Raw genomic sequence first — 14,781 nt, 5'->3', positions numbered from 1 at the left:
ACAATATATCATTTAGATAGAACTAATCTAAAAAAGAGATTATTATAAAGAAGGTCGGTAAAAATGGAACTTAGACAACTAAAATACTTTATTGAAGTAGCAGAAAGAGAGCATGTCTCAGAGGCTGCTGAACATCTTCATGTTGCCCAATCTGCTGTTAGTCGTCAAATTGCAAATTTAGAGGATGAATTAGGTGTTCAATTATTTGAACGAGAAGGAAGGAATGTCAAACTAACTCCGATTGGAAAGATTTTTTTAACTCACTCCCAATCAATCTTGAAATCAGTCGATCGAGCTGTAGAGCAAGTTAATGCCTATTTGGATCCTGAAAGAGGGTCGATTAAAATCGGCTTTCCAACTAGTCTTGCAAGCCACTTATTGCCGACTGTTATATCAGCATTTAAAGAAAAGCATCCAAATGTGAGGTTTCAATTACGGCAAGGATCTTATTACTTTTTAACCGAAGGCGTAAAAAATAGAGATATAGATTTAGCATTCTTAGGACCTGTACCAACAGATGACTTCTTATTAACAGGCAATATTTTATTTACAGAGAGAATCTTCGCATTATTACCAAGTAATCATATTTTGAGTGAAAGAAAATCACTTCGATTACGAGATCTGCGAAATGACGAATTTGTTTTATTTCCAGAAGGATATATATTGCAAAAAATTGCGATTGATGCATGTAAACAAGAAGGTTTTTTACCTAATATAAATGCTGAGGGTGAAGACTTAGATGCAATCAAAGGGTTAGTTTCCGCAGGAATGGGTGTAACTCTTCTTCCAGAGAGTACATTTTATGATACTGTTCCTAAATTTACAGTGAAGGTTCCTATTGAGGATCCAATTATTAGCCGGACAGTTGGTATCATCGTACCAAGTAATCGGGAATTGCCACCCTCTGTACAAACATTTCGCCGATTTATCATCGACTTTTTCACGATTCTAGAAAAATATCAGTAACTAAGAAGCAATAAGGGCCACACCTTTGCAAAAGGTAATGGCTTCTTATTGTTTTGTGAAAACTTTATTTTTTTAATACTTCCTTCACTAAGGAATGAAAAATCGTTAATGCATGATTAATTGGTTCAGGACTGGTCAAATCGACACCGGTTTTCTTCAGAAGTTCAAGAGGATAATCAGAACTTCCACTTTTTAAAAAGTCTAAGTAGTTCTCTGCATCTTCTTTCTTTCCTTCTAAAAGTTTATCGGCAATATTAATTGCAGAAGCAAAGCCAGTCGCATATTTATATACATAAAATGGACGGTAGAAATGCGGAATTCTTGCCCATCCATATTTCACTTGTTCGTCTATTACTAAAGAACTGCCATTGTATGCTTTAAATAGTTCTTCATAGGTTTGATTGAAAAAGTCCAAAGACAGTGGCAATCCTTTTTCCGCTTGTTCATGAACCGCTTTTTCAAACTCACTAAACATAACTTGTGTAAAGAAGGTTCCTTTAAAACTATCAATAAAATGATGTAATAAATGCTCGCGTTTTGTTTCATCATCTTCTATTTTTAACAAATGGCGAATTAATAAGACCTCATTAACAGTAGATGCTACTTCTGCAACAAAAATACTATATCCTGCACTTATTTGCGGCTGATGCTTACTACTAAAATAAGAGTGCATGCCATGTCCGCATTCATGAGCTAAGGTGAATAAACTATCTAAATCATCTCTATGGTTCAGTAAAATATACGGATGAACGCTATATAAGCCTAAATTATAAGCACCTGAACGTTTACCAGGCGTTTCACGTACATCAATGTATCGTTTTTCTTTAAAGGTTTTTAGCACACTTAAATATTCTTCACCAAGAGGCTTCAGCGCCTCCAGCATAATCTGAAAAGCATCATCATAGCTGATCTCTTCTTTAGCTGCCTCTCCAACTAATGGAACGCTTAAATCATAAGCATGAAGCTCATTAAGCCGCAGTCGTTTCTTACGAAAATTCATATAATCATCCATATAAGGTAAATTTTTTCTCGTCGTACTAATTAAATTATGGTAAACCTCAACAGGTACTTGGTCACCAAATAAGCTTTTTTCTAAGGCAGAAGGATAATTTCGAAGTTTTGCTGTTTTTACATTGTTTTTAACGGCGGCGCTAAAGGTCGCTGCTATTGTGTTTTTAAGACCGATATATGGCTTATAATACGCCAAATAAGCTTCTTTTCTAACATCTCGGTCCTCATCTTCTATTCTTTTTGCGTACATTCCTCTTGTTAATTCAATCTTTTCTCCATTATCTGTTGTTACTTCCCCGAAGGTTATATCTGCATTATTTATCATACCGAACACATTACTAGGAACAGATAGCGATTCTCCCAGTTCAGATAGTACCTCTTCTTTCTCCTTGCTTAATACATGTTTTTTATAGCGGAAAGATTCCAAGAGATCTTTTTCAAAATATGCTAAGCCATCTTCTTCTTGTATGTAAGTTTTCAATTCCTTTTCATCTAAGGATAATAAATATGGCATAAAAAAGGCAGTGGCACTACTATATTTTTGGCCGACTATACGAGCTTTTTCAATAAGACTTTGAGCATGTGTATTCCGCGTGTCTAAGTCTAAAAGAAGCATGGCGTATGCGTAGACTTTTCTATATATATAACTAACTTCCTCGGATAATGTTAGATACGCTAATAATGTTGTTCCATTCGTAATTTTTCCATTGAATTCTGAAAGAGCCGCTATTTTTTCTTTTACCGCATCTAAATCCTTTTCCCACTCAGCCTCTGTTTTGTATATATCAAGTAAATTCCATTTTTCACAATCAGCAACTTCTTCTCTTGTTTTATATGTTTGCATAAACTTCCTCCCATTCTTTCTGTTTCTATTTTACCCTTATTTATAAAAGTCTTATCATTTCTTTTAAAATAGAAGAGATTTTATGTATATGCAATAATGATACATAGCAGAAGGCTTTTATGTAAAGCAGAAAAGACTAATACGACCCTTTGATCAATCTCTAATTTAGCTTTGCGCTAATTAATAAGCACCATTGGCTTTTTTTTACAGTTTCAACAGCAATGCTAATTTCAGCACACAAAGATTCCGTATGCTAAAATTAGACAATAAAACTACTATTCTTTAAAAAAGCTTGTCAGTATCATCTATATGTGTTATATTTATCAAGCGATGAGCTATATTGAATAAGTCAATAAACGTTATTGCGCTATGTGGAGCGTAGTTTATTGCCTCAATACGTAGGACACATTTTATGTGTCCCTTACACTGCTGATAAACCTATGTTTATCAGCAGTTTTTATATGGTTAAACGATAAGTTGATAGAACGAAAATAGCTATCCTTTTTCAGGAAAAGACCTCGCTGCATCTCTTCTCAGAAATATAGCGAGGTTTTCTCCTCTAGGATAGCGGTTATGATTATATTGTTTATTTTATAGTAGTTATTTTGCAGTTAATTGATTTAATTCTTCTGTTAAACGATAAAATAATTCTTTGTCACCAGCAATTAATGTTTCATCGATTTGTCTTTTTAGTGTAGCTTTTCGAAAGTCATAAAGGGCCTTTTCCAATACCATTTCTGCAAATAAAGAATCCACAACATTTCCTACAGACTGTTTTGGTGCATTTAATAAATATTTTTCCATTTGAATCAACCCCTTGTTCTTTTTTATAGTATAGCAGTAATATTCTGATAATTCAAATACTTTTTCAAGGTAATTTAACCCATTTAAGATGTTTTTGTTTAACCCCTAACTATTAACTTTATTAACTTTATTTATTTACTTCCCACTAAAGAAATTTATAAACATAAAAAGGAACAATTCAAGGTTTTGTTTCGCTATCTTATCATCAATTTGATATTGGCTATTTCTCTATTTTCATGTATTCTGTAAAGAGGTTATGAAAGGGGAAATACAGATGAGCTATAAAATGATCGTATTAGATATGGATGATACTTTATTAACAGATGACCATATTATTTCAGAAGCAACCAAAACTGCTTTAATGCTTGCACAAGAAAAAGGTGTAAAAGTAGTTCTCGCTTCTGGAAGACCAACATATGCAATGCTGGACGCGGCAAAAGAATTAAGACTTGCGGAATATGGCAGTTTTATTCTTTCATTCAACGGAGCAAAAATAACTAACTGTCAAACAAACGAAGAAGTATTCAGCAGTACACTTTCTCCCGAAACAGTTCATCAGCTATTTGATTTGAGCCAGAGAGAAAACATTTGGATTCATACTTATATGAATGACGAAATTATTACGCAAGAAAATAATCCTTTTACTGAAATCGAAGGAAAACTTACAGGCTTGCCGATAAAAACAGTTGCGGATTTCAAGCAGACCGTTTCGACTCCTGTTGTAAAAGTATTAATGGTGAAAGAAGAAAATTATCTTAAAGAGGTAGAAGCAAGGCTGCAAAAAGAATTAGCTAATGATTTAAGTGTCATGCGCTCTAAGCCATACTTCCTTGAATTTACTGAATTAGGTGTTACTAAAGGGACAAGCTTAGCGATACTTATTGAAAAACTTGGTATCTCTAGAGAAGAAGTGATTGCAATAGGTGATAGTTATAACGATGTTGCCATGATTGAATTTGCTGGCCTTGGAGTTGCTATGGGAAATGCGCCAGATGATGTGAAGCAGCTTGCAGATTACGTAACTGATACAAATAACAACGATGGTATAGCAAAGGTGATTGATACGTTTATTTTAGAGCCCTTGATTACGAAATCTGTTTAATAATTTATTTTATTCGCATTATAATAAAGATAAAGCTTCGATTATAAATCGAAGCTTTATCTCTTTTAAGTTTTCCGTTATTATTCCTTTAAAAATTTACTGGTTCATTCTTCTTCATCCGGCTCATTAAACACCTTGATTGTTTTAAAAGCTAAATTCACTTTAAAATGAAGATTCCAATTACTACGAAGGATTTCAATCTCATGGTCTTGAACAGAAACACATAAGACAACGTCCCCATCCCAATCCATTAAAACATATTCATTTTGATTAGAGAAAAGTTTATAATCTTTATGTGCTATTAAATTCCATCCAAAATTTAGCGTGTGGCTTTTATTCACCATTAAGATACTCCTTTATTTTCCTCGCAAAAGGAATTATTTCACTTCAACAGCCCATCCAAATGGATCTTCTTGTCTTCCATTTTGAATATCTGTAATTGTATTATATAATTTGGATGCTAACTCCCCTGTTTCTCCATTATTTAAAATGATTTTTTCCTCGTTCCAGAAGAACTCACCAATCGGAGAGATAACAGCAGCTGTTCCTGTACCAAATGCTTCTTCTAATTGCCCATTTTTATGTGCTTCAAAGATTTCAGCAATAGTTATTTTTCTTTCTGTTACAGGAATATTCCAATATTGCAGCAACTCCATAACACTGCTTCTGGTTACCCCTTCTAGTATGCTTCCATTTAATTCAGGGGTATATACTTCCCCATTAATTTTAAAGAAAACATTCATAGCTCCAACTTCTTCAATATATTTCTTTTCTACGCCATCTAACCAAAGAACTTGGGAATATCCTCTTTCATTTGCAATTTGTTGTGCTTTTAAGCTTGCTGCATAGTTTCCAGCTGTTTTAGCAGATCCTGTACCACCTGCAACTGCACGAACATATTCATTTTCCACAAAGATTTTAACCGGTTTAACTCCCTCTTTATAATACGAACCAACAGGAGATAAAATGATCATAAATTTATAGCTAATTGATGCAGCAACTCCTAAGAAGGGCTGTGTGGAAATGATAAATGGTCTTATGTATAAAGAAGTACCTTCCCCTTTTGGAATCCACTCTCTATCAATATTAATTAATTGTGTTAAAGCATTTAGGGCAAACTCTTCATCTATTTCTGGAATACAAAGTCTGTCATTTGATTTATTTAAACGCTCCATATTTTTCTTCGGTCTGAATAAAAGCACTTTACCTTCTTCTGTTAAGTATGCCTTCATGCCTTCGAAAACTGCTTGGCCATAGTGGAAAACAACAGAAGCAGGATCTAAAGTAATTGGTTGATAGGGCAAAATTTGAGCATCATGCCATCCTTTGTCTACTGTATAATCCATCATAAACATATGATCTGTAAATACTTTACCAAATACTAATGTAGAAGGATCTGGTTTCGGCTTTTTTTCTTTTGCTAAAGTCACAGTGATTGTTTGATCTGTCACGTTTCCATTCTCCTCATCTTAAATATTATTTCTATTTATTATAACGCAAACTTACTATAGTGAAAGTAATTTTGATAAAAAGATGTGAAATTTTTTCCTAATAATTATTTACAGCACAAAAAAACAACCAATATCTACAAAATTATTTGTAAATTTGATTGCAATGTTTAATTCCAATGTTTTGTGTCTTCTAAAAGTTCATCAATTTCTATGTCGATTAAATTCCATGTAGATATTTCCTGCTCTAAATCGGCTGTGTTTGTTAAAATCTCATCAATGTCGGTTCTAATTAAATGCATAGTGCCTCCTTTAAAACCGTCTTAAATCTGTCTAGAGTGCTTATAAGTAAAATTTTCCAAATAGAAACGGCTATATTCATTATAACAGTTTATAGCGTTAACATATAATAAAGATGCTTTACAAATTGATTACACAGTCTAGACAAACCAATTAGGACGTAATGGCATGGTATAATAATTAAATAGGATAAAAAGTGAAAAACAATCTATCTCAATATACCCAGATAAAATAGTTTTAAACCTAATTTTTTTGGTTATAATTAGAAGACTATTGGAGGTTACTATCAATGATTAGACTATTAAAATGGGTTATTACCATTCTCCTTATATATGGAGCATATAATTTTTATTTTAAAGACAATGGACATAATGCTGAAGAAAGCAAACCTTCTAGTTCCATGGAAAATCGCATAAATCAAGATTCGATCACTTCCTTTTTCCAATCCTTTACTGATGAGTTTGAAAACATAAAATCCTTTTTTAAAAATGCAGAGGATATATTACCTGACTGGAATATTGAAGGAAATACTGAAGATACTGAAGAAATTGATAAACCAGAATTAGTTACACCGCAAGACCATCCTTTTTCGATTCATAATATATCTCTCGGCGATGATAAAAAGTCGGTTGAAAAGTCACTGGGACCACCAAAACGGGAAACAATCAATGAATACGGCATCTCTTGGTATGCCTATCATCAAAATTATCACAATTTTGTTATGGTAGGCTATGATGAACATAATCAAGTAGAAGCCTTATATACCAATCAAGATTTAATTGCTTCAACAAATGGGATTAAAAAAGGAACAAAGAAAGAAGTTGTCTTAAAAACATTAGGAAAACCGTTAACAGAGATAAGAAAAGGACTTGTTTTTTATAAAATGGCAGAGGACAGAGATTACGAAGTATTCAGACTTGATGACTCATATGTAACAGTATTCTTTGATAAACATGAAAATAACAGCGTTACTGCTCTACAAATTGTCAGCTCTTCTTTGGAAGAAAATCGCAAGGATTTTTATGTGGAAGGAAACGAGAACTTAAAAGAAGGCTTTGAATATCAATTATTTGATTTAACCAATGCCAGTCGTGTCAATAACCATTTAAAACCGCTGACTTGGGATGAGGCAGTTCGTGATACAGCTCGAAAACATAGTTTGGATATGGCAGAAAATAATTATTTCAGCCACACTAATCTGGAGGGTGAATCTCCATTTGATCGCATGCTGAACGAAGGCATCCGTTACACTATAGCCGGGGAGAATTTGGCTTATGGCCAAAACAGCAGTATATTTGCTCACGAAGGCTTAATGAATTCAATGGGCCATCGGGAAAATATCCTGCAAAAAGATTTCGCCTCACTCGGCGTTGGGGTTGCCTTTAACAATAAATCCCAACCATATTATACCGAAAACTTCGTGACAGAATAAAAAATGAGGCTGGAAAATTGATTCCAGCCTCGTTTTTATGATTAGTAAACTTTATAATTACACAATTAAATTACCAATCATCCAAATTAAGAAAAAACTAATAACTATCGATAAATTAGCAGCAGTTCCAACAAAACGTTGGTTATATTTAAACTCCACACTATACGGTAAAACGCTTGATGCCATTGGCAAGATTAAGCAGATTAAAATGGTATAACGAAACATATCTTCTGCTGGCCATAAAAAATATGCTAGCACGCCTAAAAAAAGACCTGTCCCGTACCGTATTCCGAGTACCCTTCCAATCCCTTTCCAGTGATTCTTTTCAAAAGAAAAGTTCAAATAAATACCGAGAAGCAATAAAGAGAGTGGCATATTCGCCTTCGATATTGTAGATGTCACATCAATTATCTGATGGGGTATCTCGAAACCTACAATACTAATGAAGAAAATAAATACATAGGTCATCAGCGGGATAGACCGTCCCAGCTTCCCTACCACTTGCTTCGCTGAAAGTACGGACCCTTCTTGTGAATAATAGCTACCAATTAAATAACTAATTCCGAAAGTAACAATGGCATTTCCGATATCGAACATACCAAAATATTTTATCCCTTCAGCCCCCCATATACCTTGCACCAAAGGATATGCAAAGATACCAATGTTAAATCCAGGAATCAGCATGCCTAACATGCCTTTTTGCTTATTCGCTTCATTTCGGAAAAGAAATAGTCCAATTATGGAAATAAGAACACCATAGAATAAACCAAGAAATACCAATATTAACAAAGATTTTTCAATTATAACATTATGTAAGGTGGTGATGATTAAACAAGGTAAAGTAATATTGAAAATGATCCTTGCAAGACCTTCGCCATCTTTTTCTTTAATAATATTTCTTTGTTTAAAGAAATATCCAATGCCAATAATAATCACGGAATACAAAAACTGCGTATTAAAATTTTCCATTCTCTAAATTCCCCTACCTAAGCTACAAATTTCCAATGAACCTACTATACTACTTATCCGTATACTTGGAAAGACTAAGATATAGAAAAAAGACTTATTACGTTTGAGAAGATTTAAGATGTAACAAACGTGATAAGTCCTATTTAAATACTATTAGAAGCTATTACTTTCTGTCGCCGATCTATTCATTTCTTCTAATCTACGAATATCTATACGAATAAGCAAGGAAACTGCCAGAGATATAATAAACATACAAGAGAAAACAAGCAATGTTCCTTGATAGCTTCCTGTTGTATCGCGAATCCATGATACAATGCTAGGTCCAGCAACACCTGCAGCAGACCAAGCTGTAAGAATATAACCATGAATTGCCCCTAACTGTTTTGTACCGAATATATCTCCAATATAAGCTGGGATTGACGCGAATCCACCGCCATAGCAAGACATAATAATAAATACAATAATGGAAAAGGCAATATAATGATGTAAATGTGGTAATGCAAAGAATGCTACTACTTGGATAGCAAAAAATAAAGTATATACATTGGGTCTGCCAATATAGTCAGAAATTGCAGCCCAGGCAATTCTTCCAATTCCATTAAATACACCCATAATCCCAACTAGTGTTGCTGCACCTGCAACTGACATGCCGGCCAATTCCTGCCCCATGGGCGAAGCAACAGCAAGAATAGCAATCCCACAAGTAATGTTAATAAATAACATAATCCACAACGCCCAAAATCGTTTCGTTTTTACGGCTTCATTTGCTGTTAATTGTGATAAATCTTTCTTCCCTTTTCCATTTCCAGCTTCAACTGATTGCTGAAAACCTTTTGGCATAAATCCTTTTGGCGGTGCTTCTAAATATTGTGCTGAAACAAATATGATAACAAAATAAACAGCTGCAAGAATATAAAATGTATTAGCTATACCAGCTGTATTAATTAAATAATTCATAACTGGACTGCTGATCATCGCAGCAAAACCGAATCCCATAATCGCTAATCCAGTTGCCAAGCCTCTGCGATCCGGGAACCACTTAACCAATGTTGAAACAGGAGTAATATAACCGACTCCTAATCCAATCCCCCCAAATATTCCATAGGTAATGTAAAGAAGCGGTAAAGATTCGATGCTTATTGCAAAACCAGCACCAGCCATCCCCAAACCGAACATACAAGCGGACAACATACCAGAAGTTCGCGGTCCGTATTTTTCAACAAAATGCCCTAAAAAGGCAGCAGATAATCCTAAAAATAAAATAGCAATACTAAAAGTCCAGGAAATGCTCGTTAATGTCCAATTAAACTGTGACTCAAGCGGCTTTGTAAACACACTCCATGCGTATACAGATCCGATTGAAATATGAATACCGACTGCAGATAAAGCAATAAGCCAACGATTTTTTGTTTTCATTGTAAGACCCCTATTGTGTTTATTTATAAATTATCACTAATTGCATTTTCTAATTAGCTAGAATAGGTGATGGAAAGTGGCGCAACAGCTTTTCTTACCCCTTCTAACGCTAATTCAACCGTTTCATTTGTATGCAATATTACTGCCATTCTTCGCCCCTCTGTCGTCTTTGGTTTTCCAAAAATGCGTATTTGAGTATTTTCAAATGATAACGTTTCTTCTATCCCCTGAATTAAGTAGTCGTTACTTTCTTCAGTTGCTTTTAATGTTTTACTAGCACCTGGGCTATGCAGCTTCACTCCTGTAACTGGATATCCTAGAATGGCTCTAACATGTAAAGCAAATTCAGATAAGTCTTGAGTAATCATTGTTACCATTCCAGTATCATGAGGGCGAGGTGAGACTTCACTAAAATAAACTCCATTTTCTGTTAAAAATAACTCCACACCAAAAATTCCATAACCACCCAGACTATCTGTAATTTTCTTAGCAATCATTTCTGCCTCATTTAATTGCTCAGCAGACATGAAATGCGGCTGCCATGATTCTATATAATCTCCGTCTTTTTGGGTATGTCCAATTGGGGGACAAAAGATTGTGCCATTAACTGAACGAACGGTTAAAAGTGTAATCTCTGATTCAAATGCAATAAACTCTTCTACTATGACTCTTGTTTTCTTCCCTCTTCCTCCATCAACAGCTTCTTTCCAGCAAGATTCTATTCCATCTATGCTTCGGCAAATACTTTGACCTTTCCCAGAAGAGCTCATGACTGGCTTTATTACACACGGAAAGCCTATATTCTGTACAGCATCTTTCAATTCCGAAATGTTATTGGCAAAGGCATATTTTGCTGTCGGTATGTTCAACGTTTCACTTGCTAATCTTCTAATACCTTCGCGATCCATCGTTAAATAGGTGGCCTTAGCAGTTGGAACTACCGAATACCCCTCTTCTTCCAGCTCCACTAGCGCACTAGTAGCAATCGCCTCAATTTCAGGAACAATAAGATCCGGTTTTTCTTTTTCAATTATTGCTTTTAATTGATTACCGTCAATCATATCTATTGTATATGAGCGGTGGGCAGCATGACTAGCTGGTGCATGATCATAACGATCGACTGCGATTGTTTCTAGTCCCAGCCGCTGCGCTTCGATAATCACCTCTTTACCCAATTCTCCTGAACCTAATAACATAATCTTTCTTGCTTGTGAAGTATTTGGTGCTCCTAACACGATTGCCAATCCCCCTAAACAATTAATTATTCCTTTATTCTGCATAATATCGTAAAAAGCTCTTCTATTCAAGTCTTTTTTTCTCTATTTCCGAACGTTTATTAAGTTAGATTATTAATAATTCGTATTTTGTTGTGGTTACGGAAAAATTAATTGTCGATAAGGGAAGGTGCATTTAAGGAAGATGAACGCTGCTTTTTGTGAAAGAGATGATATAAGTGGTTTTCATTCTCCAGATGAACGTCACTTTTTATGGAAAAGATGGCATAAGTGGTTTTCATTCAACAAATGAACGCCACTTTTTATGGAAAAGATGGCATAAGTGGTTTTCATTCAACAAATGAACGTCACTTTTTATGGAAAAGATGGCATAAGTGGTTTTCATTCAACAAATGAACGCCACTTTTTGCGGAAAAGATGATATAAGTGGTTTTCATCGGCCAAATAAATACTTTCTATACAAAAGGAAACAAAACAATCCATGATTAGAGGTTTTTCCTCCTCAATCATGGTTAATTACAGACACTGAATTCTCCTGTATTCTCATAAATAAATTGTGAAAGTCTTGCTATCTATTAAGAGTTGAATAAACTATTTCTCCTTTGCAAATAGTTGCTTTCACTTTCCCCCTAAACGTTTTGCCTATATAAGGGCTTATTTTATGCTTATAATACAGATCTTCCTTTTGGAGTGTATAGGTTTCATTTAAATCAACAATAGCTATATCTGCATCACTTCCATTTGTGATACTTCCTTTTTGTGGATAGAGCCCGAAACGTTTAGCTGGGTTTGTACTTGTTATTTTTGCGATAATCGGAAGAGAAATTCCTCGTTTCCAATAGCCTTCTTCTAATAAAACAGACAGTGTCGTTTGACAGCCGGCAATCCCACCCCATGCTTCTAATAAATTGCCATTTTTCATGGATGGAAGCGATGGTGAATGATCTGATCCAATCATATCAATTTCCTCTCGTTTGATTGCTTCCCACAAGTCATCTACTTCGTTATCAGAGCGTAGCGGTGGAGCGCATTTTGCGACGGCTCCTAATTCTTCTAAGTCATCGATTGTTAATGATAAATAATGAGGACATGTTTCAACGCTTATGTCCAGCCCCCGCCGCTTTGCGACAATTATTGGTTCCAATACTTTAGAACTTGTGATGTGAACGATGTGCACCTTACATCTAGTGGCTTCGGCATATGCAATGATCCGCTGAACAGCCTCCACTTCCGAAAAGATAGGTCTTGCATTGGAAAAAGCAAGGCCTATATTAGTCTGTTGATGGATGATTTCCTTGCTTAAAAACTCTGTAATCGTATCACTTTCTGCATGAACGGCTAAGATACTATGTAAAGCTGCGATTTTTTTCATCGCTTGATATAAAGTGCGGTCATCAGCGCTTTGAAAATCTTCTATCCCGCTATTCGACATAAATGCTTTAAAACCAATGACACCACATTTTACTAATTTTTCAATCTCATTATAATTACCAGGAACAATTCCTCCCCATAAACGGTAATCAATAACTGATTTTTTCTTAGCTAGCCTTTCTTTTTGCTGGAAACCATATTCTGTTATTGTAGGTGGATGACTATTAAGAGGCATATCAAAAAATAACGTTCCTCCACCAGCAGCTAAGCTTTTGCTGCCTGATTCAAGCCCTTCCCAGTCACTTCTTCCCGGCTCGTTAAAATGGACATGTGAATCGATAACCCCTGGAAATAGATATAGACCATCCGCATTGTAAGTTTTTGTAGCATTATTTCCATTAATGCCTGAACCAACTATCGCTATTTTTCCATTCTTCACTCCAACATCTGCTTTATAGACTGTTTCCTCATTTACAAGGAATCCATTTTGAATGATTAAATCTAAATCCTCCAAGTCATCAGCTCCCCCGATAGGTTTGATATCCCCAGCCAGATAATAATAAAGGGATATGATAATGCAGTTGGGTTTCATCTGTATAAAAACGAATAGGAATCGTCGTAAAAAATGGGTGTTGTTCTTTTGAATGACCAAAATACTCTTGTATATAAAATACTAATTCAAATTCTCCTGTCTCTATTTTTTCTAATAGGATAGTGTCGACTCTGCCGTCTTGATTGGTTATTCCGCTTTCTAAAAAAATTCTTTCTGAATCTTGCAATCTCCAAAGCTCAACTTTGATCCCTTTTCCTGGTTTCCCATTGGATAAATCTAATACATGAGTTGTTATGCCCGTTTTCATAGTCTATGCACCTTGTCCTTCTGTTTCTAATTCGACTATTTCCTCTAATCGGTATTTCGATATGGCAAATATCTCGATTAATGCAGTTTGAAATTCCTCTTCCTTTGTGTGGTTGATGCGTTCTTTCATGGACTGATAAATGGAATCCTTTGTATGACCTTTGACAGCTAAGATAAACGGAAAGCCGAATTTTTCAGAATAGGCTTTATTTAAGGCTGCAAATTGCATGAATTCTTGCTGCGATAATTGATTCAAGCCAGCACCCTTTTGTTCCTTACTCGAAGAGGAAGTCATTTGTAACTTCGCGCCTAAATCTGGATGTGCTCGGATTAAATCAAGCTGATCTTCAATTGGTGCTTCTGTTACTGCCTGTACCATTAGTTGATAGAGGGTATTTAAGCTTGGAAAAGGGTGATATTTCCATGTTTTATTGGCAATCCACGGACTATGCTCAAACACCCAGCCGATCTTTTCAATGAATTCCTGTCGATTCATTTGATTAATTTCTGCTATCGTATACATTTATTGATCCCTGCCCTTCCCTTTTATTAGTTAACAACGCAACAGCTCTTAAAATTCCTTCATATCCTGTACAGCGACAAAGGTTTCCAGATAATGCAGCCAGTACTTCCTCTCTAGAGGGCTGTTCGTTTTCATCTAGTAAACTTTTTAATGCCATTACCATTCCAGGAGTACAGTAACCACACTGTAATGCGCCTGCCTCTAAAAATGCTTCTTGAATAGGATGAAGGTTTTTCTCTGCTAAGCTTTCGATCGTTAAGATTTCAGCATTTTCCAATTGATATGCCATTACTAAACAGGAATTCACCAGCTTTCCGTTCATAATGACTGAGCAGGCACCACACCTGCCAGCCTCACAAGCTATTTTCGTCCCAGTAAGAGATAAAACATCCCGAAGGATATCAACAAGGCGAAATGTTGGAGGAAGACTTAGCGTTAAAGATTCTCCATTTACCTTAAAAGTGGTTTTTTCCATAATTTTTTTTGTATCCATATGCCCCC

General features: G+C 35.2%; 15 protein-coding genes. 3 read left to right on the top strand and 12 right to left on the bottom strand.

The features are described from left to right. The first annotated feature begins 63 nt into the window (after positions 1–63). Positions 64–966: a LysR family transcriptional regulator gene (locus tag NSS71_RS06160; protein WP_047943437.1), complete on the top strand. Its 903-nt coding sequence runs from the start codon at positions 64–66 to the stop codon at positions 964–966. A gap of 64 nt (positions 967–1,030) precedes the next feature. Here NSS71_RS06160 and pepF read toward each other — a convergent pair whose 3' ends face one another. Further along, positions 1,031–2,821, bottom strand: a complete 1,791-nt coding sequence (gene pepF, locus NSS71_RS06155) for an oligoendopeptidase F (protein WP_047943436.1) — start codon at positions 2,819–2,821, stop codon at positions 1,031–1,033. A gap of 600 nt (positions 2,822–3,421) precedes the next feature. Further along, the gene (locus NSS71_RS06150; protein ID WP_047943435.1) at positions 3,422–3,625 is read right to left on the bottom strand and encodes an IDEAL domain-containing protein; all 204 of its coding nucleotides are present in this window, start codon (positions 3,623–3,625) and stop codon (positions 3,422–3,424) included. 274 nt (positions 3,626–3,899) lie between these two features. Here NSS71_RS06150 and NSS71_RS06145 point away from each other — a divergent pair, with 274 nt between their 5' ends. Beyond that, positions 3,900–4,727 carry a Cof-type HAD-IIB family hydrolase gene (locus NSS71_RS06145; protein ID WP_047943434.1) on the top strand — a complete coding sequence of 276 codons (828 nt, stop codon included), beginning with the start codon at positions 3,900–3,902 and terminating at the stop codon, positions 4,725–4,727. Between the two features lie 104 nt (positions 4,728–4,831). Here the strand turns inward: NSS71_RS06145 and NSS71_RS06140 are convergent, their stop codons facing one another. The 3 genes from NSS71_RS06140 to NSS71_RS06130 all read right to left on the bottom strand — a co-directional run bounded on the left by NSS71_RS06140 (position 4,832) and on the right by NSS71_RS06130 (position 6,477). Continuing rightward, the gene (locus tag NSS71_RS06140) at positions 4,832–5,071 is read right to left on the bottom strand and encodes a hypothetical protein (RefSeq protein WP_047943433.1); all 240 of its coding nucleotides are present in this window, start codon (positions 5,069–5,071) and stop codon (positions 4,832–4,834) included. A 33-nt stretch (positions 5,072–5,104) separates the two neighbouring features. Continuing rightward, positions 5,105–6,178, bottom strand: coding sequence for a branched-chain amino acid aminotransferase (locus NSS71_RS06135; protein ID WP_047943432.1), 1,074 nt, complete (start codon positions 6,176–6,178; stop codon positions 5,105–5,107). 167 nt (positions 6,179–6,345) lie between these two features. Beyond that, complete coding sequence (locus NSS71_RS06130) at positions 6,346–6,477, bottom strand: hypothetical protein (RefSeq protein WP_268874827.1); 132 nt, start codon at positions 6,475–6,477, stop codon at positions 6,346–6,348. A gap of 287 nt (positions 6,478–6,764) precedes the next feature. Between NSS71_RS06130 and NSS71_RS06125 the strand changes: the two genes are divergently transcribed. Beyond that, a complete protein-coding gene (locus NSS71_RS06125) occupies positions 6,765–7,907 on the top strand; it encodes a CAP domain-containing protein (RefSeq protein ID WP_047943431.1) in 1,143 nt (380 codons plus the stop codon). 57 nt (positions 7,908–7,964) lie between these two features. On the opposite strand, the gene NSS71_RS06120 is transcribed toward NSS71_RS06125, so the two are convergent. The 7 genes from NSS71_RS06120 to NSS71_RS06090 form a co-directional block, all read right to left on the bottom strand. Beyond that, complete coding sequence (locus NSS71_RS06120; protein WP_047943430.1) at positions 7,965–8,876, bottom strand: AEC family transporter; 912 nt, start codon at positions 8,874–8,876, stop codon at positions 7,965–7,967. A 153-nt stretch (positions 8,877–9,029) separates the two neighbouring features. Beyond that, positions 9,030–10,292: an L-lactate MFS transporter gene (locus NSS71_RS06115; RefSeq protein WP_047943429.1), complete on the bottom strand. Its 1,263-nt coding sequence runs from the start codon at positions 10,290–10,292 to the stop codon at positions 9,030–9,032. Between the two features lie 53 nt (positions 10,293–10,345). Further along, on the bottom strand, positions 10,346–11,527 hold the full coding sequence (purT, locus tag NSS71_RS06110) for a formate-dependent phosphoribosylglycinamide formyltransferase (RefSeq protein WP_047943428.1): 1,182 nt from the start codon (positions 11,525–11,527) through the stop codon (positions 10,346–10,348). Positions 11,528–12,095: 568 nt separating this feature from the next. Further along, positions 12,096–13,412 carry an allantoinase gene (locus NSS71_RS06105; RefSeq protein WP_047943427.1) on the bottom strand — a complete coding sequence of 439 codons (1,317 nt, stop codon included), beginning with the start codon at positions 13,410–13,412 and terminating at the stop codon, positions 12,096–12,098. Between the two features lie 4 nt (positions 13,413–13,416). Continuing rightward, positions 13,417–13,758 carry a hydroxyisourate hydrolase gene (gene uraH / locus NSS71_RS06100; RefSeq protein WP_047943426.1) on the bottom strand — a complete coding sequence of 114 codons (342 nt, stop codon included), beginning with the start codon at positions 13,756–13,758 and terminating at the stop codon, positions 13,417–13,419. A 3-nt stretch (positions 13,759–13,761) separates the two neighbouring features. Continuing rightward, positions 13,762–14,280 (bottom strand): 2-oxo-4-hydroxy-4-carboxy-5-ureidoimidazoline decarboxylase, encoded by a 519-nt coding sequence (gene uraD, locus NSS71_RS06095; protein WP_047943425.1) that lies wholly within the window; start codon positions 14,278–14,280, stop codon positions 13,762–13,764. Continuing rightward, positions 14,258–14,773, bottom strand: coding sequence for a (2Fe-2S)-binding protein (locus NSS71_RS06090; RefSeq protein WP_047943424.1), 516 nt, complete (start codon positions 14,771–14,773; stop codon positions 14,258–14,260). Before NSS71_RS06090 ends, uraD begins: the two co-directional genes overlap by 23 nt. Between the last annotated feature and the right edge of the window lie 8 nt (positions 14,774–14,781).

This window comes from Niallia sp. FSL W8-0951 (assembly GCF_038006525.1).
Classification (GTDB): Bacteria; Bacillota; Bacilli; order Bacillales; family Cytobacillaceae; genus Niallia; species Niallia circulans.
The sequence above is the reverse complement of the archived record's forward strand: the minus strand, read 5'-3'. Positions and strand labels throughout refer to the sequence as shown.